General features: G+C 69.2%; 22 protein-coding genes and 1 pseudogene. 16 read left to right on the top strand and 7 right to left on the bottom strand.

The features are described from left to right. Positions 1-43: 43 nt before the first annotated feature. Genes OOK40_RS00325 through OOK40_RS00340 form a run of 4 tightly spaced genes read left to right on the top strand, consistent with a single transcriptional unit; the run spans position 44 to position 3,209 of the window. Positions 44-496 (top strand): MauE/DoxX family redox-associated membrane protein, encoded by a 453-nt coding sequence (locus OOK40_RS00325; RefSeq protein ID WP_266475561.1) that lies wholly within the window; start codon positions 44-46, stop codon positions 494-496. After that, positions 480-935: a hypothetical protein gene (locus OOK40_RS00330; RefSeq protein ID WP_266475563.1), complete on the top strand. Its 456-nt coding sequence runs from the start codon at positions 480-482 to the stop codon at positions 933-935. The genes OOK40_RS00325 and OOK40_RS00330 overlap by 17 nt, the downstream gene beginning before the upstream one ends. Beyond that, the gene (locus OOK40_RS00335) at positions 817-2,388 is read left to right on the top strand and encodes a radical SAM protein (protein WP_266475565.1); all 1,572 of its coding nucleotides are present in this window, start codon (positions 817-819) and stop codon (positions 2,386-2,388) included. The genes OOK40_RS00330 and OOK40_RS00335 overlap by 119 nt, the downstream gene beginning before the upstream one ends. After that, positions 2,385-3,209 (top strand): class I SAM-dependent methyltransferase, encoded by an 825-nt coding sequence (locus OOK40_RS00340; protein WP_266475567.1) that lies wholly within the window; start codon positions 2,385-2,387, stop codon positions 3,207-3,209. The genes OOK40_RS00335 and OOK40_RS00340 overlap by 4 nt, the downstream gene beginning before the upstream one ends. A 179-nt stretch (positions 3,210-3,388) precedes the next feature. Here OOK40_RS00340 and OOK40_RS00345 read toward each other — a convergent pair whose 3' ends face one another. After that, positions 3,389-3,781, bottom strand: a complete 393-nt coding sequence (locus OOK40_RS00345) for a carboxymuconolactone decarboxylase family protein (RefSeq protein WP_266475568.1) — start codon at positions 3,779-3,781, stop codon at positions 3,389-3,391. Between the two features lie 209 nt (positions 3,782-3,990). Between OOK40_RS00345 and OOK40_RS00350 the strand changes: the two genes are divergently transcribed. From OOK40_RS00350 to OOK40_RS00360, 3 genes are all read left to right on the top strand, one after another. Beyond that, complete coding sequence (locus OOK40_RS00350; RefSeq protein ID WP_266475570.1) at positions 3,991-4,476, top strand: hypothetical protein; 486 nt, start codon at positions 3,991-3,993, stop codon at positions 4,474-4,476. Between the two features lie 176 nt (positions 4,477-4,652). Next, the gene (locus OOK40_RS00355; protein WP_266475572.1) at positions 4,653-5,354 is read left to right on the top strand and encodes a Crp/Fnr family transcriptional regulator; all 702 of its coding nucleotides are present in this window, start codon (positions 4,653-4,655) and stop codon (positions 5,352-5,354) included. A 579-nt stretch (positions 5,355-5,933) separates the two neighbouring features. Further along, positions 5,934-6,806 carry a potassium channel family protein gene (locus tag OOK40_RS00360; protein ID WP_266475574.1) on the top strand — a complete coding sequence of 291 codons (873 nt, stop codon included), beginning with the start codon at positions 5,934-5,936 and terminating at the stop codon, positions 6,804-6,806. A gap of 248 nt (positions 6,807-7,054) precedes the next feature. On the opposite strand, the gene OOK40_RS00365 is transcribed toward OOK40_RS00360, so the two are convergent. Together OOK40_RS00365 and OOK40_RS00370 are read right to left on the bottom strand one after the other, a co-directional pair. Then, complete coding sequence (locus OOK40_RS00365; protein ID WP_266475576.1) at positions 7,055-8,470, bottom strand: flotillin family protein; 1,416 nt, start codon at positions 8,468-8,470, stop codon at positions 7,055-7,057. 64 nt (positions 8,471-8,534) lie between these two features. Continuing rightward, complete coding sequence (locus OOK40_RS00370) at positions 8,535-9,041, bottom strand: hypothetical protein (RefSeq protein WP_266475578.1); 507 nt, start codon at positions 9,039-9,041, stop codon at positions 8,535-8,537. 203 nt (positions 9,042-9,244) lie between these two features. Here OOK40_RS00370 and OOK40_RS00375 point away from each other — a divergent pair, with 203 nt between their 5' ends. Continuing rightward, positions 9,245-10,312 (top strand): CdaR family transcriptional regulator, encoded by a 1,068-nt coding sequence (locus tag OOK40_RS00375; RefSeq protein WP_266475580.1) that lies wholly within the window; start codon positions 9,245-9,247, stop codon positions 10,310-10,312. 202 nt (positions 10,313-10,514) lie between these two features. On the opposite strand, the pseudogene OOK40_RS00380 reads toward OOK40_RS00375, so the two are convergent. Next, a pseudogene (locus tag OOK40_RS00380) lies at positions 10,515-10,820 on the bottom strand (N-acetylmuramoyl-L-alanine amidase); the annotation flags it as partial. On the opposite strand from OOK40_RS00380, the gene OOK40_RS00385 reads away from it, so the two are divergent. The 5 genes from OOK40_RS00385 to OOK40_RS00405 all read left to right on the top strand — a co-directional run bounded on the left by OOK40_RS00385 (position 10,816) and on the right by OOK40_RS00405 (position 15,220). Continuing rightward, positions 10,816-11,028 (top strand): hypothetical protein, encoded by a 213-nt coding sequence (locus tag OOK40_RS00385; protein WP_266479097.1) that lies wholly within the window; start codon positions 10,816-10,818, stop codon positions 11,026-11,028. The pseudogene OOK40_RS00380 and the gene OOK40_RS00385 overlap by 5 nt on opposite strands. Positions 11,029-11,430: 402 nt before the next feature. Then, entirely contained in the window at positions 11,431-11,997 is a 567-nt protein-coding gene (locus OOK40_RS00390; protein ID WP_266475585.1) for a TetR/AcrR family transcriptional regulator, read from the top strand. A gap of 90 nt (positions 11,998-12,087) precedes the next feature. Next, complete coding sequence (locus tag OOK40_RS00395) at positions 12,088-13,401, top strand: MFS transporter (RefSeq protein WP_266475586.1); 1,314 nt, start codon at positions 12,088-12,090, stop codon at positions 13,399-13,401. After that, the gene (locus OOK40_RS00400; RefSeq protein WP_266475587.1) at positions 13,398-14,804 is read left to right on the top strand and encodes a carotenoid oxygenase family protein; all 1,407 of its coding nucleotides are present in this window, start codon (positions 13,398-13,400) and stop codon (positions 14,802-14,804) included. The genes OOK40_RS00395 and OOK40_RS00400 overlap by 4 nt, the downstream gene beginning before the upstream one ends. Continuing rightward, positions 14,801-15,220, top strand: a complete 420-nt coding sequence (locus OOK40_RS00405) for an SRPBCC family protein (protein ID WP_266475588.1) — start codon at positions 14,801-14,803, stop codon at positions 15,218-15,220. Before OOK40_RS00400 ends, OOK40_RS00405 begins: the two co-directional genes overlap by 4 nt. Positions 15,221-15,272: 52 nt before the next feature. Here OOK40_RS00405 and OOK40_RS00410 read toward each other — a convergent pair whose 3' ends face one another. Continuing rightward, positions 15,273-16,133: an alpha/beta fold hydrolase gene (locus OOK40_RS00410; RefSeq protein ID WP_266475589.1), complete on the bottom strand. Its 861-nt coding sequence runs from the start codon at positions 16,131-16,133 to the stop codon at positions 15,273-15,275. 41 nt (positions 16,134-16,174) lie between these two features. Next, complete coding sequence (locus OOK40_RS00415; RefSeq protein ID WP_266475591.1) at positions 16,175-17,143, bottom strand: alpha/beta hydrolase; 969 nt, start codon at positions 17,141-17,143, stop codon at positions 16,175-16,177. A 176-nt stretch (positions 17,144-17,319) separates the two neighbouring features. On the opposite strand from OOK40_RS00415, the gene OOK40_RS00420 reads away from it, so the two are divergent. After that, positions 17,320-17,814: a MarR family winged helix-turn-helix transcriptional regulator gene (locus OOK40_RS00420; protein ID WP_266475592.1), complete on the top strand. Its 495-nt coding sequence runs from the start codon at positions 17,320-17,322 to the stop codon at positions 17,812-17,814. Between the two features lie 85 nt (positions 17,815-17,899). Then, a complete protein-coding gene (locus OOK40_RS00425) occupies positions 17,900-19,579 on the top strand; it encodes a class I adenylate-forming enzyme family protein (protein ID WP_266475594.1) in 1,680 nt (559 codons plus the stop codon). Positions 19,580-19,849: 270 nt separating this feature from the next. Here the strand turns inward: OOK40_RS00425 and OOK40_RS00430 are convergent, their stop codons facing one another. After that, positions 19,850-21,193, bottom strand: coding sequence for a M6 family metalloprotease domain-containing protein (locus OOK40_RS00430; protein ID WP_266475596.1), 1,344 nt, complete (start codon positions 21,191-21,193; stop codon positions 19,850-19,852). 259 nt (positions 21,194-21,452) lie between these two features. On the opposite strand from OOK40_RS00430, the gene OOK40_RS00435 reads away from it, so the two are divergent. Continuing rightward, positions 21,453-22,100: a TetR/AcrR family transcriptional regulator gene (locus OOK40_RS00435; protein ID WP_266475598.1), complete on the top strand. Its 648-nt coding sequence runs from the start codon at positions 21,453-21,455 to the stop codon at positions 22,098-22,100. The last annotated feature ends 83 nt before the right edge of the window (positions 22,101-22,183 follow it).

Below are 22,183 nucleotides of genomic sequence, written 5' to 3' on the forward strand. Positions count from 1 at the left end.
GCGCTTACAGTTCTCGCCTTGCCCAGGGGCCTACGTTCGGATCATGGTGCTGAGGATCGCGCTGGGCGCGGTGTACACGGCGATGGCCATCGGTCAGCTCGCCTCCCTCGGGCACATGCCCGCCATCCTGTCCGCGTACGGGCTGGTGACCGAGGCCGCCGCGACCGCGCTGGCCGTGGCACTGATCACCGGAGAGCTGGTGTGCGGCGTCTGGTTCCTGGCCCGACCGCGCTCGAAAGCCCTGCCGCCGGTGTGGGCATTCACAGCGGTGTCGGTGGTGTGGTCGCTGCTGGCTGTGCAGGCGTATGCGCGCGGCCTCGCGGTGGCCAACTGCGGCTGCTTCGGGATCTACCTGGCCCAGCGGCTGAGCTGGTTCGTCCTGCTTCAGGACTCGCTGACGCTGCTCTACGCCGGGCTGATGCTGCGCGCAGCCCGCCAGGCTCCCGCCCGGCATGCCGATGGAGTAGAGGCGGGTCGTGATGTCCGCATCCCGTGAAGGCTCAGGTCTCGGCGGTGTGGCGGCCGTCGTGGGCGCCGGGCTGCTGATGGTGGTGTGCTGCGCGGCCCCGCTTCTGGTGACCGGCGGGGCGCTGGGCGGCGTCGGCGGCTGGCTCGACAACCCGTGGCTGATCACGGTCGGCGCGGTCGTGCTCCTCACCGGTGCCGCTTACGCCCTGCGCTGCCGCGCCCGTCGCCGCGGCGCCCGCCCGGAGGACTGCTGCCCCATCGTCCCCGGTCCGCCTCCCACCAAGAAGACGCCCCGGGCCGTGACGTCCGGTGAACAGCAGAGGCCCCCAAGGGGAGAGGAGTTCTTCGATGACCCAGGCACCAGCGCCCAGGCGCAAAGTGGACCGGGACGAGGTGTTCGTGGAGTTCACGAAGTCGATCTGCCCGATGTGCAAGACGCCGGTCGACGCCCAGGTGAACATTCGTGAGAACAAGGTCTACCTGCGTAAACGCTGTCGCGAGCACGGAGAGTTCGAGGCCCTGGTCTATGGGGATGCGGAGGAGTACCTGGCCTCGGCCCGGTTCAACAAGCCCGGCACCATCCCGCTCACCTTCCAGACAGAAGTGAAAGACGGCTGCCCGAGCGACTGCGGGCTGTGTCCGGAGCACAAGCAGCATGCCTGCCTGGGCATCATTGAGGTCAACACCGGCTGCAATCTGGACTGCCCGATCTGCTTCGCCGACTCCGGCCACCAGAGTGATGGCTACTCCATCACCCACGAGCAGTGCGCCAGGATGCTGGACGTCTTCGTCGAGAGCGAGGGTGAGGTGGAGGTGGTGATGTTCTCCGGCGGAGAGCCCACCATCCACAAGCACATCCTCGACTTCATCGGCCTCGCCCAACAGCGACCCATCAAGAACGTCACCCTCAACACCAACGGCATCCGCCTGGCCACCGACCGGAACTTCGTCACCGAGCTGGGCAAACGCAACCAGGTGCCGGGCCGCTCGGTGAACATCTACCTACAGTTCGACGGCTTCGACAAACGCACCCACCTGGAGATCCGCGGCCGCGACCTGCGGACGTTCAAGCAGCGGGCGCTCGACAACTGTGCCGAGGCCGGACTGACCGTCACCCTGGTCGCCGCCGTCGAACGTGGTCTGAACGAGCACGAACTCGGTGCGATCATCGAATACGGAATCGACCATCCCGCCGTCCGCTCGGTCGCCTTCCAGCCGGTTACCCACTCGGGGCGGCATGTTGAGTTCGATCCGCTGAACCGGCTGACCAACCCCGACGTGATCAAGCTGATCGGCGCGCAGCGGCCGGACTGGTTCCGGAGGGGCGATTTCTTCCCGGTGCCCTGCTGCTTCCCGACCTGCCGCTCCGTCACGTATCTGCTGGTGGATGGCGAGCCGGGGAATCGGACCGTGGTGCCGATTCCGCGGCTGCTTCAGATCGAGGACTACCTCGACTACGTGACCAACCGCGTCATGCCGGACGCCGGTATCCGCAATGCCCTGGAGAAGCTCTGGTCGGCGTCCGCGTTCATGGGCACCGAGACGACACAGGAGAAGCTGCGGGCGACCGCCGAGGCGATGGACTGCGCCGACGCGTGCGGCATTGACCTGCCGCAGGCCGTGAAGGACCTGAACGACAAGACGTTCATGATCGTGGTGCAGGACTTCCAGGACCCCTACACCCTCAACGTCAAGCAGCTGATGAAGTGCTGCGTCGAGGAGATCACCCCCGACGGACGCCTCATCCCCTTCTGCGCATACAACTCCGTCGGCTACCGCGAACAGATCCGCGCCCACATGTCCGGCGTGCCCATCGCCCCGGTCGTCCCCAACGCCCTGCCCCTCGCTGACCGCCTCACCACGACCCCGTACGGATCGAAGACCGCACGCGCCGCCACAGGAGGGGAGACCTCGTCATGACCCAGCCCCCCACGGGCGAGGAGCTGAAAACGTGCTGCGCCGCCGCGTACTCCTCCGACATCGTCGCCCTCCTCCTCGGCGGCTCCTACCACCCCGGCGGCAACGCGCTCACCCGACGTCTCGCCGACGCTCTCAGGCTCGCGCCCGGGCACCGGGTCCTCGACGTCGCCTCCGGACGCGGAACCACCGCCCTGCTCCTCGCCGACGCTTACGGCGCCGTGGTCGACGGCGTGGACTACTCCGCCGCCAACACCGCGCTCGCCCAAGGGGCGGTCCAGGCCGCAGGACTCGCCGACAGAGCACGCTTCACCACCGGGGACGCCGAGCATCTGCCCTACCCCGACGCCGTCTTCGACGCCGTGGTCTGCGAGTGCGCGCTGTGCACCTTCCCCGACAAGACCCGGGCCGCCGCCGAGTTCGCCCGCGTCCTGAAGCCCGGTGGCAGGCTCGGCATCACCGACGTCACCATCGACCCCGCCCGGCTCCCGCCCGAACTCACCGGGCTCGGCGCCCGCATCGCCTGCATCGCCGACGCCCGGCCGCTGGACGAGTACGCGCAGATCCTCGAGGCAGCCGGCTTGCGCACGGTACTTACCGAACGGCACGACACAACGATGCTCCGGATGATCGACCAGATCGAGGCGCGGCTGAACCTCCTGCGCATGACGTCCCTGGACAAGCTCACCGCGGCCGACATCGACCTCGACGCCGCCCCCACGGCCCTGGGCGCGGCTCGGACGGCCGTGGCCGATGGCGTGCTCGGATACGCGCTGCTGATCGCCGAATCACCCGACGTCCGCGGGAGGCGCCTTTTCGCGTAGACGCGCTGTCTGCGCATCGTATTCGTCCAGAATCCGCCGAAGTTCGTCCAGGGCCTCCCCGGGGATTTCGGAGGGGGTGGACTCGGCTACGAATCGGGCTGCGGCCACAAGCGCCGCGAATTCGAAGGCGTGAGCAGTCGCACGCACAACACCCGGCCGAGCCCACTCAAGTTGCATGATCAGCCCTTCGACGCCAGGTAGTCCTTGATCTGCCCCAGTTCCTGCGCGAAGTCGTCGTAGTCCTCACGGACACCGTTGAGGTAGGCGCTCCAGCCGAGGCTGTTCTTCGCGTAGTGGACGGCTTCCTGGATCTCTTCGTCCGTGGCCCCGAACAGCTTCGCGGCCTCCGTGTGGAAGAGCGTGCAGTAACGGCACTTCGTCTCGGAGTGCAGAGCGATCCCGATCAGTTCCTTGTACTTGTTCGGAATGAGTGTCTCGCCGAGCTCGATCTTCTTGAAGATCTCCCACTCGTAGTCCAGCAAGTCGTCGGGGATCCGGGAGAAGAAATGCGGAACCAGTCCCAGCGTTTCCTTGATCTCCGACTCAACTTCGCTTCGGCTTCGGCCGGCCATGATGACCACTCCTCTCTGCCCAGCCGATCGGTTGCCCCCATATCTCACCCTAGAGAGCAGCGGTCACTGCTGCGACCGCTACCGTGCCCGCCCGGTTACCGCCGACGGCTACCGGCGCGTCGGTAAGGGCGGTCACATACCTGCCCATGCCACCCGTCCTAGCGTCAACCGGGTAAGCAGAAACCGGAAGCACGGATGGGACAATCACCATGACCACTGCAGCGCATGTATCACCCAAGGCTGCGGCCATTCCCCTCCATGCCGCCTGGGGCGCCGCGGCCGGACTTTTCGGCGGCATCGGAATGGGCATCTGGATGTCGGTGTCCCGCCCGATGACGGACACCGCGATGATCACAATGGTCGCCGGTCTCCTCGGCACCACCAACACCTTCGCCGGCTGGCTGATCCACCTGTCCATCGCACTCTTCGCCGGCATCACCTTCGGTGCCCTGTTCGGACAGTTCGCGCAGCGCCTCGCGCCCGCCGTCGCCCTCGGTCTCGTCTACGGCGCCGTGTGGTGGACCGTCGGCGCCCTGTGGATCATGCCCGCCAACATGGGCATGCCTGTCTTCGACTGGAACGACGTCACCTCATCCAGCCTCGGCGCCCACCTCGTCTTCGGCATCCTGGCGGGAATCACCTTCTCGAGCATCGCCCAGATGGCGGGGAAGCGGACCGGCCGGGCCGCGGGATGACACCGATATCGCCGGCCTCAACACCTGGTCCCGGCTCACCGCTCCGGAGTACCGAACCTCTCCTGGGTGCCCCGGACGACTACTGTCTGGCCAGCAGCGCGGGCGCGCTGGCCACGCCAGCGTGGGGCCCGGCGCCCCCGCCGTGGGCGCCGGGACGACGCGAGGAATCACATCAAATGAACCAGACCGGTGACGACGCCGAGAAGACGTGGTGCATCTCCGAGGTCGACATCTTCCGCGACCTGAGCGATGCGGAGATGGACGCCATCGCCGCCGCGGCCCCGATGAAGACCTACAGCGCCGGCGAGCTGCTGTACTCACCGTCCCAGCCCTCCGAGGTGCTGTTCATCCTCAAGAAAGGCCGCATCCGCATCTTCCGGGTCTCCGCCGACGGCCGCGCCCTGACCTGCGCGATCATCAGCCCGGGCACCATCTTCGGCGAGATGGTGCTGCTCGGCCAGCGGATGCACGACAACTTCGCCGAGGCCCTCGACGACGTCACCGTCTGCGTGATGAGCCGCGCCGACGTCCACCGCTTCCTGCTGGCCGACGCCCGGATCTCCGCACGCATCACCGAGATCCTCGGCCGCCGCCTGACCGACCTCGAACAACGCCTCTCCGACAGCGTCTTCAAATCCGTCCCCCAGCGCATCGCCACCACCCTGCTCACTCTCGCCGCCGAAACCCGGCCCCGAGTGCTAGGTGCCCGCGGCCCGCAGATCGCGCTCACCCACCAGCAGATCGCCGCCCTGGCCGGCACCTCCCGGGAAACCACCACCAAGGTGCTGCGCGACTTCGCCGACCAGCACCTGATCCGCCTCGCCCGGGGCCGCATCACCGTCCTCGACCCGGAACGGCTGACCGACCACGCGGGCTGACGTCACCGAACCGCGCCGTGAGGCGGGGCTCGGCGCACGGTCAGGGCCGTGGGTGGGTTTCATGCGGACCGCCACCAGAGGGCTGGACGCCCCGGTGAGGGCGGCGACGGCCCAGATGGCGGTGGTGAGCCCGTACGCGCCGGCGAGCGCCCGGCAGGCAGCGCGCCGATGGCGAATCCGCCGTCGCGCCACAGCCGGTAGACGCCGACGGCGCGCGCCAGGCGGGGTGGGCGACGTCACCGGTAGGACTGGTCGTCGCGGACAACGGTGTCGGGCTCAGGCACTGAACCCGAGCCCGAAGCGCAGCTCGGCCTCCGCCACGCGCCGCCAGCGTGGCCGACCGCGACCGAGAAGCGTCACCCGCTCCCGTAGACATCGTGCAGCTCGGCGGCGAGTGGGCCGGTCGGCGCGTCGTCGCCGCAGACAATCATCTGCCCTGCCGACGTGGCGTGTTGTGCCTGCTGGGGAAGAAATGAAGACACCTCGTCAAGGCCTCACCCTCTGAGGCGTGGCCTGCACAGCTCCGAGCGGGCTGCCGTGCATGCTGGGCACGCATACGCCACGTTCTGGGAGACGCGTGTGAAATGGCTGGTCTCATTGGTCGGAGCAGCACTCGTCATGGTCGCGTTGCGGGACGTGTTCCACACTCTGTGGCACCCCACCCGTCACGGAGGGCTGAGCCGGCACGTCATGGCGGCGCTGTGGAGACTGTCCCAGCGGCTCCCTCTTCGCAGACGGGCGGCAGGGCTGGCCGGTCCGCTCGCCATGGTGACGGTGGTGGCCATGTGGGCGGGCACTGTCGTCGTGGGATGGGCACTGATCTACTGGCTGCACCTGCCGGACGCCTTTTCGTTCGCCGCGGGCCTGAAGCCGGCCGAGCACGGCGGGCCGGTGGATTCGCTGTATATCTCGCTGGTCACCGTGGCGACTCTCGGGCTCGGCGACATCGCCCCGGCCGAGCCGTGGCTGCGCATCGTCGCGCCCCTGGAGGCCCTCGTCGGATTCGCCCTGCTCACGGCCACGGTCTCCTGGGTGCTGGAGATCTATCCAGCACTCAGCCGCAGACGCACACTGGCTCTGCGGCTGTCCCAGTTGCAGCGGAACGATCCCTCGCCGCCGCAGCTCGGCTCCCCTCTGGGAGCAGCCGTCATGGACAGCCTTGCCGGGGAAGTGGCGCGTATCTCGGTGGACTTTCTCCAGTTCGCCGAGTCGTACTACTTCCACGAAGGTGAGGACCACACCTCACTGGCTGCCAGAGTCCGCTACGCCGCCGACCTCGCCGACCGTGCCGGCGACGCACAGCACGCCGAGGTGCGGTTCGCCGCCGCTCTGCTCAGCACCGCACTGGAGGACCTTTCCACGATCCTCGACCAGCGTTTTCTCCATACCGGTGGCACACCGCGCGACATCTACCAGGCCTACGCGGAAGATCATGGCAGAGTTCAGCTCTGAGCTGCGAACCGTCGGGCACGCCGTAGAAGTGGTGCGCCGCATCGCCGGGATCACCCCATCGGCTCGGAGAGGGAGCAGCAGCGCGACACCGATGCCCGCGAAAGAGCCGGTGTTGTCCAGCATCGGTTCACCGGGGAGGAGAGCGAAGGCGGATGCCGAAAGCGCGTATACGCTCACGGCCAGCGCCAGACCGGCCTGGACCTTTAGCTCGTCTTCATGGCAACCGCCCCCGTGTCCCCCGTGGCGCGCTAGTCGGTGATCTCGATCGCCCCGTTGTCGGCGGGTGCGCTCGAGACCTTCTTCTGCGTGATGCCCTGGAGTAGTTGGGCGAGGTCGACCCCGGTGGTGGAGCTGAGGAGTTCCATGCCCTGGGCGACGTTGTCGGCGACCGTACGGGACAACTGGCTCGCTCCGTCGGTGGAGATGATGGTCATCTTGTCGATGGCGGACAGCGGCTCGGATGCCTTGGCGACGACCTGCGGCAGCACCTCGACCAGCATCTGCAGCACGGCCGCGTCGCCGTACTGGGCGAAGGCGTCGGCCTTCTTGCGCATGGCCTCGGCCTCGGCCGATCCCTTGGCGGCGATGGCCGCGGCCTGTGCCTCGCCCTCGATGCGTACGGCGTCGGCGAGTGCTGCGCGATGTGCCTTTTCGCCTTCACCGGTCAGGCGGGCGCGCTGGGCGTCCGCCTCGGCCTCCTTGACCTGGGCGATACGCCGCGCCTCTGCCTCCTGCTCGGCCTGGTAGCGGGCGGCGTCGGCGGGCTTGCGGACCTGGGTGTCCAGCTCACGGTCGGTCAGGGCGGCCTGTCGCTCGGCGACCTTCTCCTGCTCGCTCAGAATCTCCTGCTGACGGTCGGCCTCGGCGAGCGGACCGGCGGCGGCAGCCTTGGCGGCGGCCTCGTCCGTCTCCGCCTTGATCTCGGCCTGCTTGAGCGCGAACGTCCGCTGGGCGATCGCGATTTCCTCCTCGGCCTTCAGCCGCGCCTGCTCCGATGCACGCCGTGCCACGGCCTCGGCGATGTCCGCCTCCTGCTTGGCGCGGGCGGCCTCGGGCCGTCCCAGGTCCTCCAGGTAGGAGCCCTCGGTGGTGATGTCCTGGATCTGGAAGGCGTCCAGCACCAGGCCCTGCCCGGACAGGCTCGCCTCCGCCTCCTCCGCGACCTGCCCGGCGAACGCGGCCCGGTCCCGGATGATGTCCTCCACCGACATCCGGCCGACAATCGAGCGCAGCGCACCCGAGAGCACCTCCTGGGTGAAGCCGACGATGCCGTCCTGCTGCATCAGGAAACGCTGCGCCGCGGCCCGGATGGAATCTTCCGTCCCGCCGACCTTGACGATCGCGACGCCCTCGAGGTTGGCCTTCACTCCGCGAAGGGTGACCGCGCCGCGCACCGCGACCGGAATGTGCCGACTGGACAGGTCCAGGGTGAACTTCTGCTGGACGAACGGGACGACGAAGACGCCTCCGCCAACGACCACCTTCTGGCCGCTGTTGTCGGTGAACACCCGGCCGGTGGCCGGATCGGTGGCCTTCTTACCGCGCCGGCCGGTGATGATGAACGCCTCGCTGGGCCCTGCGACCTTGTAGCGGGTGATGACGACGAGGGCGAGCAGTACGACGAGAACGACAATGCCCACCACAGCGGTGAGAACAGGGCTCATGACAAATCCTCTTGGGTTGGAACAGACAGAACAACCAGCACGGACCGCCGTGGCAGTAAGGCGGTCAACGCTCGACGGGACGCACCGCGACGGACGTCGTGGTGAGCACCGACTCAACCCAGACCTCGGTGCCACGAGCGACCGGAGCAGAACTCTTCGCCGCGAACTTCAGTGGCTGCCCGGCCAGATACAGCAGCACCTCGCCGTAACCGTCCGCCGGAATCCCAGTCACCACGGAGCCCGAACTGCCCACGAGATCCTCACCGCGCGGCGGGACCGAGACACCGTCATCCATCAGAGCCCGGCTCAGCTTCCAGGTCAGCCAACCCGCGCTGACCCCCGCCACCGTGCCCACACTGGTGGCGGCCGCCGCTCCAAGACCGGTGGTCCCGAGCGTGATCGCTCCGGCGAAGCCGAGCATCGACACGAACCCGGCGATCACCGGCAGCGACATGATCCCTTCCAGGCCGCCGCTCAGCCCCTCGAGGACCCCTTCCAGCAGCCCGTCGAAGACCAGGGACAGCACGAGCAGAACGAGACCGGCGATGCCGAGACCAAGAAACCAGCCCATGAGCGCCACCCCTTCCTGTTCGCAAGTACCCGCCGTACGTCGATGCTTCCACGGAACCGCACATGAGTTCACTGCCGGAACCCGGCAATCTTTACACGCCCTTGATGCCGTGCCCCGACCGGAGACGGCCGGGTGCGTCATGCCACCCTGGTCCTGGTCGCGTCAGGAACGCGTCATCAGCGCATCAAGGATCAGGGGGCTGCGTGAATCGGCGGACAATTCCGGAGGAGTACCTGGCGGGATACACCCAGATCCTGGCCGAGGTCGCCGCGACCGGCCGTCGGCTCACCCGGGACGAGCTGCAGTCCCGACGGGCGCTCGGTGAACAGGCCGCGGAGGCGGGGCACGGTCTGCGAGCCCTCGTCGTCAAACACCTCGCCGTGACACGGGCATCGTGGCCCGGCACCGCAGCCGTCGGCGTGCTCGCGGCTGTCGAGCAAGCCATCGACGCCTTCGCCGAAGGTTACGAAGGCGCCCAGCACCTTGCCGTACGCCAAGAAGAAGCCGCACGCCGCGAGTTCATCGACGACCTGCTCTACGGCCGCAGCGATCTTGGACGACTCGCCGAGCGAGCCGAACGCTTCGGCCTTCGGCTCTCCCACGCGCACGCCGTCGCGGTAGCCGGCGATCCGGCCTCGTACGACGAGACCGGCTCCGTACTGCGCCAGGTGGAACAGGCCGTCTTCACCCGTTTCGGAGACCGCCGCATCCTGCTCACCACCAAAGACGGCAGGCTGGTCTGCATCGCACCCGGCGACCAGGACGACATCCTGGCCTTCTTCGCCAAGCACGCGCACGCCGCCACGGACGGCGGCCAGGTCGCCATCGGACGCCCCCACCCAGGCCCCGGCGGCGTGGTCCACTCGTATGAGGAAGCCCTCAACGCCCTTGACCTGGCAGAGCGTATGCACCTGGAAGGCCCGGTCCTGCGCGCCGTCGATCTCCTCGTCTTCCCCGTCCTGACCCGCGACCGGGCAGCGATGGCCGATCTCGTAGGCAATGTCCTTGGGCCACTCCAGAAAGCACGCGGCGGCCCCCACTCTCTGCTCGACACTCTCACCGCCTACTTCGACGCAGGCTGCGTCGCGGCCGAAGCAGCGCGCCAACTCAATCTCAGCGTCAGGGCGTTGACGTACCGGCTCACCCGCATCCACAGCCTCACCGGCTCCAATCCAGCGGACCCCATGCACCGCTACACCCTGCAGACCGCGGTCATCGGTGCCCGTCTGCTCGACTGGCCGGCCAGGGACCTAAGACCCCGAACGGTGTGACTGTCATCCCCCACAACGATCAGGTCTGCCCGGTACGCCTCGGCTGCCCGCACCAGCTCGTCTGCCTCACGGCGCTCAGCGCGACACGGCGCTTGGTCGAGTACGCCTTGGCGGAGGCAGGCCGGGCGGCAGCTGCGCGCTATGGCACAGCTGTGCCCGGCCCGCAGAGGGACTGCTGGCCGGGCACGATTGGGCATGGTGCCTACTTGAGGTAGACGATGCCGTCCATGGTGACGGTCGGGCGGCCCGAGGTGCCGACGACCACGATCTTCACGGTGTGCTTGGCGCTGGTCGACCAGGTCTTCGTCCAGATCGCGTCCCGGTACTTGGTGGTGGACGACTTGAGGTCGAGAGTCGCCACCTTCGTACCGTCCACGTAGACGTACGCCTGCCCGGAAGACGAGGCGAGCGAGACCACCCAGGCCACTGACTTTCCGGTGAAGGACCAGGTGAGGGCGGCGTTCTTGGAAGAGCTGGAGTAGGACTTACCCCCCAGGTAGCTGGTGGCCCAGACCGCAGACCTGGCCCCGCTGTTCAAGGGCCTGCCCGACGATCGATGCCAGTGCTCCCACTGGGGCTACGTACTCAAAGGGAAGGTGGTGTTCAAGACCGCCGACGGCGAGGAAGCCTTCCAGACCGGTGACGCCTACTACGTGCCGCCGGGACGCACCCCCGACGGGCGGCGGTTAGGAACGCCTGCGCACCGTCGCAGGTGAGGAGTTTGACGTGGGCCGACTTGCAGCATTGACGTTGCTTCGGTCGGCGCATGCGCGAGGCGAGCTGACGTGACCGTCGCACGCTGCGATTAGGGGAGGTCGACCTGGCCGTCGGTAAAGCTCTGAGCTGCAATGATGCGCTGAGCGTTCCGAGAAAGAGGGAGGAGCGTTTTCGGCTGCCTGCGCAGGATGGCTCTGACCTGGGCTTTTGAGGTTTCCCGCAAGCCCCACGGAGGCACGGAGGCACGGAGGCACGGAGGCACGGAGGCGGGTTTGAGCTGCCGCTGAAAGCAGCCCAGGACAGGGTAGCGGATACTGACCGGCCGACGGGGACGGGCCCTGCCGGAGTGTGGGGTCTCTGGGGGGTTGACGCCAGGGAAGTGTGAGTGGTCTATTACTCACATGGGTTCGACAAGGACGCGACAGCTCTCCACTGCCGACGCCCGGCGCGCGGAAGTTCTGGCCACCGCTGCCAGGGTCTTCGCGGCGCGGGGCTACTACGGCACCTCCACCACCGAGGTGGCCAAGGGTGCCGGGATCTCGCAGTCGTATCTCTACCGGCTCTTCCCCGACAAGGAGGCGCTGTTCGTCGCCGTCGTCGAGGACTGCGGGCGGCTGATCCGGGAGCGGCTCGCCGGGGCCGTCGTCGAGGTGGGGAGTGCCGAGCCGGCGGATGTGCTGTATGCGATGGGGGATGCGTACGCGCATCTCATCGCGGACCGGGACGACCTGCTCAGGGTGCTGATGCATGCGAACTGCGCGGCGAGCGAGCCCGCGATCAAGGCGGCCGTGCAGGGGATGTACGCACGGCTCGTCGAGTACGTGCGGTCGGCGTCCGGTGCGCCCGACGAGTTGATTCAGGGGTTCTTCGCCACCGGGTTCCTGTGCAATGTCGTCGTGTCCATCGGTGCGACGGACGTCGATGCGCCCTGGACCAGGACCCTGCTCGCGGGTGTCCGCCACTACTGAGCAGGGCACGGCCGCACGCTCCGCGGCCTTTTCTTTCAGTCAATGAGTGAGTGATCGACCACTCTTTCCTTCGGAGGGGACACGGCAACCATGACGGAAGCGCCACCGGACATACGGCAGGGTCCCGCCCTCGCCGCTCTCGCGACCGCGCAGTTCCTCGTTGTGCTCAGCACCTCGATCGTGAATGTCGCGCTCCCCGCCCTCGCGGACGGGCTGTCCATGTCACCCGCCGCCCTGTCCTGGGTCGTCAACGCCTACGTCCTCGCCTTCGGCGCACTCCTCCTGCTCGGCGGACGGCTCGCCGATCTGCTCGGCCGGCGCCGGGTGTTCACCGTGGGCATGTCCGTCTTCGCGCTCGCCTCGCTCGCCGCCGGTCTCGCCCCGTCCGCCCCCGTCCTCATCGCGGCCCGTGCCGTACAGGGCGCGGGTGCGGCTCTCCTCGCGCCCGCCGCGCTCGCGCTTGTACTGGGCGTCTTCCCGCCCGGGCCCGGCCGGGGCAGGGCGCTCGGTGCGTGGGGTGCGGTCTCGGGGGCGGGTGGGGCGGCGGGGGTGCTGCTCAGCGGGGTGCTCACCGAGCTGTACGGCTGGCCCGCGGTGTTTCTCGTCTCCGTACCGGTCGCCGCCGTTTCTCTCGCAGCCACGCTCGTCCTCGTCCCCGCCGACCAGCCCGCGGGCGGCGAGGTCGACATCCTGGGCGCCCTCACGTCGGCCGCCGGGCTGACCGCGCTCGTCTACGCACTCACCGCCAAGAACCCCCTCGCGGGAGCCGCGGGCCTGGTCCTCCTCGCCGTCTTCGCCGTACGGCAGAAGCGGGCCAGGACTCCCCTCGTACCGCCGCGGCTGCTGCGTACGGGCAAGGTCACCGTCGCCAATGCCGCCATGACGCTGCTCGGCGCGGTCTGGGTAGGGCTGTTCTACTTCCTGCCGCTCTACCAGCAACAGGTCCTCGGATACGGGCCGTTGGCGGCGGGGCTCACCCAACTCCCGCTGGCTCTGAGCGTCGTCGTCGGGTCGGTGCTCGCACCCCGGCTGCCCGCCCGCGCCGGGACGCCCGCGGCCCTCGCGGTCCTCACCCTCGGACTCCTGTGGCTGTCCCGTGCGACCGACGACGCAGCGTTCGCCGTCGATCTGCTCGGCCCCTCGCTCCTCATCGGCGCGGGACTCGGAGCCGCGTTCGTACGGCTCACCGCCCTGTCCACCGAAGACGTGCCGCCCGCCGACTCCGGTCTGGCCGGGGGCCTGATCAACACCACGCGCCAGCTCGGCGGAGCACTCGGCCTCGCCCTGATGACGGCCATCGCCCCGACAGCGGCCGGCCACAGCGCCGCATTCGTCACCGCGGCGGTCCTCGCCGCGCTCACCACCTGCACCACCTTCACCATCACCAGGAGGAAGCAGTCATGACCACCAAGCCGTACGTCTCCGGGCACTACACGCCCGTCGTCGACGAGATCACCGCGCACGAGCTGACCGTCCACGGGGCCATCCCGCCCGAGCTGAGCGGCCGCTACTTCCGCAACGGCCACAACCCCAAGCCCGGCCACACGCCCACCCACTGGTTCAAGGGCAGCGGCATGATCCACGGGCTGCGGCTGCGCGGCGGCCGCGCCGAGTGGTACCGCAACCGCTGGGTCCACACCCCCGCGCTCGACGGTGTCCCCTACATGGGCGCCGACGGGATCCCCAATCTCAAGGCCAGCGACGCCGCCACCCATGTCATCGAGCACGCGGGCCGGATCCTGGCGCTGCAGGAGGTGAACCTGCCCTACGAGATGACGCCCGAGCTGGACACCGTCGGCGCGTACGACTTCGGCGGCAGGCTGAAGACCGCCATGACCGCGCACCCCAAGACCGACCCGGTCACCGGCGAACTGCACTTCTTCGGCTACGGGCCCTTCCCGCCGTATCTGACGTACTACGTCGCCGACGCCAAGGGCGACATCGTGCGCTCGGAGGTCGTCGACGGCGCGGGCCCCTCGCTGATGCACGACTTCGGGATCACGGCCCGGCATGTGATCTGGCTCGACCTGCCCATCGTCTTCAACCCGGCCGAGCAGTCAGGGATCCCGTACCGCTGGAGCGACACCTACACCCCGCGCATCGGCGTCATGCCGCGCACCGGGCCCGCCAAGGTGCAGTGGTTCGAGGTCGAGCCCGGCGCGCTGCTGCATGTGGCAAACGCGTACGAGGACGAGCGTGGCCGGATCGTGCTGAGCGGGCCGCGCTACGACCGCGGCTCCTGGGAGCAGACCTGGAAGTGGTGGATCGGCGCGCCCGGTTACGCGCCCCAGCCCATGGTCGGCGCCACCGGCCACCGCTGGATCCTCGACCCGGCGACCGGCACCGCGAGTGAGGAGGCGGTGGACGACCTGGTGACCGAATTCCCCACCATCAACGAGGACTTGACCGGCCTGCCGAACCGCTTCAGCTACTCCGTCGCCTTCCCCGGGCCGGATCTGAGCGAGTACGCCATCGCCAAGCACGACCACACCACCGGCGCACGGCAGCTGGTGCCCATGGGCCGCGGCCGGATGCCCGGCGAGGCCGTGTTCGTACCGGCCGAAGGCGGCACCCGCGAGGACGACGGCTATCTGCTCACCGTCGTCAGCGATCTGGACCGGGACGCCTCGCAGCTGCTGATCCTCGACGCTTCCGCGCCCACCGGGCAGCCCGTCGCCACGGTCGAACTGCCGCGCCGGGTGCCGTCCGGGATCCACGGCTCCTGGATCGCCGACGCCGACGCCGACGCCGACATCGACGCCGACATCGAGATCGACAACAACAACACCGAGGATGGTGCGGCATGATCACTACGCGTCACGAGATCACGATCGCGGCTCCCGTCGAGACCGTCTGGCAGCTGCACACCGACGTCGCCGCCTGGCCGACCTGGAACTCCGGCATCGACCTGGCCGCGCTCGACGGCGAGCTGAAGGTGGGCGCGAGCTTCCGCTGGCTCACCCATGGCCTGGACATCACCTCGACGGTGACGGACATGGTTCCGGGCCGGTCCGTCGCCTGGGGCGGACCCGCAGCGGGCATCGACGGAATCCACTGCTGGACGTTCGAGCCGTACGGCGACGGTCAGACGCGGGTCGTTACCGAGGAGTCCTGGGCGGGGGCGCCGGTGGACGCGGACCCGGCCGGGATGCTCGCGGCCCTGGAGCAGTCCCTGGTCGCCTGGCTGGACGAGCTCAAACGAACGGCTGAGCAGGGGCGGTAGGCACGGGTCGGCCGGCACCGGGGAGACCGGTGTCGGCCGATGGTCGTACGGGTCAGTGCGAAGTGGCCTTCGCCGCCCTGGTGATGAGGTCGCTGACGGTCTGAGGCCGGGAGACGGTCACGGCGTGCGAGGCCCTCGTCTCGACGGTGCCGGCGTGGGCCCGCTCGGCCATGAAGCGGAGAGCGGCCGCGGGAATGTTCTTGTCCTCGGTGGTGACGAGGGCGTACGAGGGAATGGCCTTCCAGGCCACCCTGGTTGCCCTCTCCTCGAGCGCGGAGACTGCGACCGGCCGTTGGGTCACGGCCATCAGCTCGGCGGTCTGCGCCGGGACGTCGGCGGCGAACTGGGCGCGGAACTTGTCCTGCTTGATGGTCAGTTCGGTGCCTGTACCTCCGCCGGGCAGCGGGTACTGGGACGGGCTGGTGGTGGGCGGCAGGGTCGAGCCGGGGAACTTGTTCGTCAGTTCCAGGGCGCTCTCGCCCTTCTCGGGTATGAAGGCGGCTACGTAGACCAGCGCCTTGACGTTCTGGTTCCCCTCCGCGGCCTCGCTGATCACGCTGCCGCCGTAGGAGTGGCCGGCCAGAACGATCGGGCCTTTGACGGTCTTGAGTACGCCGGCCAGATAGTCGGCGTCACTGCCGAGGCCGCGCAGCGGGTTCGCCGGGGCGATGACCGGATAGCCCTCCCGCTTCAGCTGCTTGATCACACCGTTCCAGCTGGACGCGTCCGCGAACGCGCCGTGCACAAGCACCACGGTCGGCTTCGGCTCGGAGCCGTGGTGCCGGTGTTCCTGGGACGGAGCGGCCGAGACGGATCCGGCAGCCTGCGTGGCCAGCACGGTGACGCCGGCGAGGAGTGCGCCGCCGGCGGAGAGCAGACTGCGACGGGACCGGGCCGAGGAAATGCGGGACATGGCGGTGGTTCCTCCTGTAGGTGCGGTTGTGGTCGCTGCTGTCAGTGGGCGGTGTGCAGCACGGTGTGCAGTGTGGAGACGGCCTGGCCGATCGCGGCACCGGCGGCATGGGTCTCGCGCAGCGCGTTGAGCATGACGAAGTCGTGGATGATGCCCTGGTAGCGGGTGGCCACCACGGGGACACCGGCGGTGCGCAGCCTGTTCGCGTACGCCTCGCCCTCGTCGCGCAGGACATCGGCCTCGGCGGTGATGACCAGGGCCGGGGGCAGATCACGGAGCTGCTCCGTGGTGGCGCGCAATGGTGAGGCGGTGATCTCGGCGCGCTGGGCGGGGTCGGTCGTGTACTGGTCCCAGAACCACTGCATGGCGTCGCGCCGCAGGAAGTGGCCCTCGGCGAACTGGCGGTACGAGCCCGTGTCGAAGGCGGCGTCGGTGACCGGGTAGAAGAGCACCTGCTGAACCAGCGGGACATCGCCCCGTTCCTTGGCCATCAGGGTCAGCGCGGCGGCCATGTTGCCCCCCACCGAGTCGCCGGCCACGGCCATCCGCCCGGCGTCCAGGCTCTTCGCCGCTCCCTCGGTCACGACCCAGCGGGCCACGGCGTAGTTCTGCTCGATCGCGACCGGGTAGCGGGCTTCGGGGGAGAGGTCGTACTCCGGGAACACCACGGCCGCGCGGGCGCCTACGGCGAGTTCGCGTACGAGCCGGTCATGGGTGTGGGCATTGCCGAAGACCCAGCCGGCGCCGTGGATGTAGAGGATCACCGGCAGGGTGCCCGTGGCATCCGTGGGCCGGACGATGCGGGCCCGGACCGTGCCGGTGGGCCCGCCCTGGACGGTCACCCACTCCTCGTCCACGTCCGGCTTCGCGATCTTGGCCGACTGCACCTCGTCCACCGCCTTGCGCCCCTCGCCGGGGGCGAGTTCGAAGAGGAACGGCGGGTTGGCGGTGGCTTCGGCGAACGCGGCGGCGGCCGGTTCGAGGACGGGACGGACGGTGTTCGCGCTCATGTCGCACTCCTCGTGGTGGCGTGTGACCAGAAAGCTAGCGCACGATTTCCTTGTGCACAAGCTAAACGTTCACAAGTAACTTTGGCGATAGGGGAAGGTAGGCTGAGGTGTTGCACGTCAGGAAGAAGCAGCAAGAAGCAGCAAGAAGCAGCAAGAGAAGGAAGCAGGAGGCCCGGATGAACGCCGCCCGGTCGGCCCAGGCCGCCCCGTCCGCCGAGCTCGGGGGTGATGCCTCCCTGCTCCTGGACGACCAGCTGTGTTTCGCCCTGTACGCGGCTTCGCGCGCGGTCACCGGCCGGTACCGCCCGCTGCTGGAGGCGCTCGGGCTGACCTATCCCCAGTACTTGGTGATGCTCGTCCTGTGGGAACACGGCTCGGAGACGGACGGAGTGCCCGTCAAGGAGCTGGGCGCCTCCCTTCACCTGGACTACGGGACCCTGACGCCGCTGCTCAAGCGCCTGGAGGCGAACGGACTGCTCAAGCGCGAGCGTCGCGCGGACGACGAGCGGGTGGTCGTGGTCAGCCCTACCGGTGAAGGGCTGGCACTGCGCGGGCGGGCCAGGACGGTTCCCGCCGCCATCGGCGACGCGATGGGACTGGCGCCCGACGAGGTGCAGGAAGCGATGCGTCTGCTGCGCCGTCTGACGGCCCATGTGACCGGCACGGGCTGACCGGCTGGCCGTCGCCCGCCTCCCCAGCTCGTTGGCCAATACACCGACCTTGACGCCGCCCGCACCGCGTCATACCGTCTCGCCCGTGCCGTACTCCGATTCCCCCGCCGTCCCCGAAGCGATACTCACCGCCCCCGGCGCGCCCTTCGCCGTCGTACGGGGTGAGGACGGCGGGCTGCTTTACGCCGACGGGCCGCGGACCCTGCGGGAGTTCGTCGAGGCCACCTGGGCGTACGGCGACCGGCCCTTTCTCGTGGCGGAGAGCCGGAGTCTGACCTACGGGGAGTTCTTCGCCGAGGCGTGCGCGCTCGCGCGGCGGCTCGTCGACGTGTACGGACTGCGTCCCGGCGACCGGGCCGTCGTCGCCATGCGTAATCACCCCGAGTGGCAAGTCGCCTTCTGGGCCGCCCAGTTGGCGGGGCTCGTTGCCGTGCCGCTCAATGCCTGGTGGACCGAGGACGAGTTCACGTACGCGCTCGACGACTGCTCGCCCGCGGTGCTCCTCGTGGACGGCGAGCGGCTGCCGCGCGTGCGGGCCTGGGCGCTGCGGCACGAGGTGCCTGGGGTCGTCTTCCACGGTGCGGCGGAGCACGGTGCGGCGGAGGAAGGCTTCGAGGCGTACGCGCCGGTGGACGACCCCACTCTCGCGCCGCCCGAGGTCGAGGTGCGGGCCGAGGACGACGCCACGATCATCTATACGTCCGGGACGACCGGGCGGCCCAAGGGCGCCGTCGCCACGCAGCTCGCACAGGCGGGGGCCGCGCTCAATCCGCGGTACTACGCCGCCGCCGCGTCCCTCGCGCGCGGGGTGATGCCCGGGCAGGGACCCGCGCCGGTGGCGCTGATGACGTTCCCGTTCTTCCATGTGGCCGCGTTCACCACGCTGTATTCGACGATGGCGGTCGGCGGGGCCCTCGTACTGATGAGGAAGTGGGACGCCGAGCAGGCCCTCGCGCTCATCGAGCGGCACCGCGTCACGCACTATTCCGGGGTGCCGGCCACCGCGCTTCAGCTGCTGGACGCGGCCGAGCGGACCGGGTCGCAGCTGGAGACGCTCACGCATCTCAACACCGGCGGTGCCGCGGCCCCGCCCGGTCTCGTGGCCCGGCTGACGGCCCGCTACGGGCAGCGGATCGAGCCGCGCAACGGCTACGGACTCACCGAGACCAGCGGCGGCGTACTCGCCAACTTCGGTGCCGGATACCGCGAGCACCCGGGCAGCGTGGGGCGGCCGACCCCCGCCACCGAGGTGCGCGTCGCCGGACCGGGCGGGCAGCCGCTGCCCGAGGGCGAGGTCGGTGAACTGTGGCTGCGCGGGCAGGCGTTGGTGCGCGGGTACTGGATGGACCCGGCCGCGACCGCCGCGGCCTTCCAGGACGGCTGGTTCAGGACCGGCGACCTGGCGACCGTGTGCGAGGGGCGGGTCAGCATCGTCGACCGGCTCAAGGACATGGTGATCCGGGGCGGCGAGAACGTGTACTGCGTCGAGGTCGAGGCGGCCCTGCACGACCACTCGGAGGTCGCCGACGCAGCCGTGTTCGGCGTTCCGCACCCCGAGCTCGGCGAGGAGGTCGCGGCTGTCGTTCAGCTGCGTCCCGGGGCCGCGGTCACCGTGGACGGGCTGCGCGCGCATGTCGGCCGCACGCTCGCCGCCTTCAAGGTGCCGGCGCATGTCTTCGTACGGGACGAGCCGATGCCCCGGAATCCGACCGGGAAGATCCTCAAGCGGGAGCTGCGCGGCCTCCTGGGCGAGCAGCGGGTCTAGGGCCTGTCGTTCGGATCTTGCCGGGTTCGCGTGCCCTGGCACGCACTCCCCCGTAGCCCTTCGGGCACGGGAGGTGCCCCCATGCCGCGTTGTCGTCAGTCGCCGACGCTCCGCGTTCTCGCCTGGCTCGCGACGCCCTGCACGCACGCTCGCTGCGTTGCCGGTACGCCCAAGTAGCTCCGCTACGAGGGCGCACCGGCGCCTTGCGATCGGACGCACCGGACGCGAGCCCCGCCCTTCGGGCGGACGGCGGTACTTTGCGGACACTCCCTAGGAACGGGTGACGCGCACCCGGTAGGTGCCGTCCTTCTCCCCGAGCACAGCGATGCGGACGCCGTGCTTCCGGTCGGCGAATGTCTGGCCCGGCTGGTACGGCGCGTCCGACAGCTCCGCGTGCACATTGGGGCGGCGCGTACAGCCGCCGCTGTTCTGTTTGCTGTCCGCGACCGTCACCGGTCCCTGCCCGGTGTCCACGTCGGACTTCACGCTGTAGATCAGTACGCCCGGCTCGCACACGGCCTCGTCGTTGCCCGCCCGGGTGCGCACCTCCACCGCGTACCCCGAGTCCTCGCTCAGCGGGACGATCGCCATCTTCTTGCCGCCCGAGGTGGCCAGCGGTGTCAGCTCGTACTCCGTCGTGCCGGGCGCCGACGCGCAGCCGATCTGGTCGGCGTCCAGCCAGCCCAGCTTCCACTTGTGCCAGCCGAGCAGGTCGTTGTTCGCCCCCCAGTCCTCGGACATGATGTCCCAGTGGCCGACGGAGCCCCCGCCGTCGGCGGTGTAGAGGTCGGGCAGTCCGAAGACATGGCCGTTCTCATGGGGAAGGACGCGATAGCCCGTCTCGGCGTACGACCCGGAGCCGTCGTCCTGGCGGCTGTAGACGAAGGACGTGTTGGCCAGCGGCACACCGTCCGCCATGGGTGCCTCGTCGTTGCCGGAGAAGGTCACGGACAGCACCGTGTCCAGCGCCGAGGGCCCGGCATTCGGCGTGACCAGTATGTTGACCAGGTCGTACGCGCTGAAGTCCACCACCGGATCGGCCCCGGCCGCGATGTCCTGGACCAGCTGGCGGTAGCCCGGCTCATAGGGGGAGCCGCGCTGTATCCCGTACGCGGCGAACGGCATCGGCATCCGCAGCCACTCGGTGATCGGGGCGGCCGGACGGTAGGTGAGGCGTCCGTACGAACTGGTCCGGAACCAGTCCGTGGTCTGCGGGAAGAACTCCGCGAGCCGGTCCAGCGCCCGCCCGGGACCCTGCGCGTCCGGGAAGTCGATCATCAGGTTGAGGGCGTGGACCTCGCCTGTGGAGCGGGAGTAGCCGGGCGGGGTCGGCATGCCCTCCGACATCTGGACGCCCAGCGTGGAGCCGATGCGGCACGGCCCGAGCGCCGACTCGTCGGCGGTGGCCACCGGGCCGGCGGAGGCGCGGGTGGGGGCCGGGAGTGTGGCGCTCGCCGTGGTGAGGGCGGCGAGCGCGAGGGAGGCGAGGGCACCGAGGGTGCCGACACGGCGGGATCTGCCGCGTTCGCCCCTGCCGTCTGTGCCGCGTGTCCTGCGCGTACTGCTTCTGCCGGTTCTGCTGGTTCTGCGTATCCGGTGGCGCGTCGGCTTCATGCAAACGCCCTTCGGCTCCGCGGCAGCAGGCCGGACCCTGGCTGCGCTTGTGCGATCAGCCTGTGACGGGCCGTGGCGGGACGCGCGCGGGGCTGGTCCGATCGTGGGTATTTCCCGCGAGAGGTGTGTGATGCAGGTCACATCGAATGCGGGAAATAACCGGGGATGGTTTCCCCGTTTGACCTCGTGTCCCCGGGAAACGGGGAAACGATCCCCGCTTACGTAGAGATACGAGGCAGACACGAAAGGGAGTGGAGCCGTGAGCCCCGCCGCCGACACCGAAGCGCGCCGCGTCACCCGGCCGCGGGCCGACGCCCTGCGGAACCGGGAGCGGATCGTCACGGCGGCACGCGAGACCTTCGTGGAGTTCGGACCGGACGTCCCGCTCGACGAGATCGCCCGCCGCGCCGGCGTCGGCAACGCCACGCTCTACCGCCACTTCCCGGACCGGGACGCCCTCATCCACGAGGTGGTCCTTTCTGTCCTCACCCGCACGAAGCAGCAGGCGCTCGATGCCGCCGCCGAGGAGACGGACGCGTTCGAGGCGCTGCGGCGCTTCACCCACGCGGCCGCCGACGAACGGATCGGGGCGCTGTGCCCGCTGCTCTCGGGCGCCTTCGACAAGTCCCATCCCGATCTGACCCGTGAGAGCGCGCGCCTCGAAGAGGTCGTCGAGGCTCTCTTCGACCGCGCCCATGAGCAGGGCCGACTCCGCGCCGATGTCGCCGTCGGAGATCTGCTCGTCGCTCTCTCCCAGCTCACCCGGCCGCTGCCGGGCACCCCGTGCCTGAACATCGACCGGTTCGCCCATCGCCATCTGGCGCTGTTCCTCGACGGACTCGAAGCGCCGGCGCGCTCCGAACTGCCGGGCACGGCAGCGACCTTGGAGGACCTGCGCGCCGATTAATTCAGTTGGCTTCGCAGGTCCTCCCTACAACTCTTGATCACGTCTCTCTGACCACGTCCGTTTTGACCTCTCCGCACCCTTAG

This window comes from Streptomyces sp. NBC_01481, assembly GCF_026339995.1.
GTDB lineage: Bacteria > Actinomycetota > Actinomycetes > Streptomycetales > Streptomycetaceae > Streptomyces.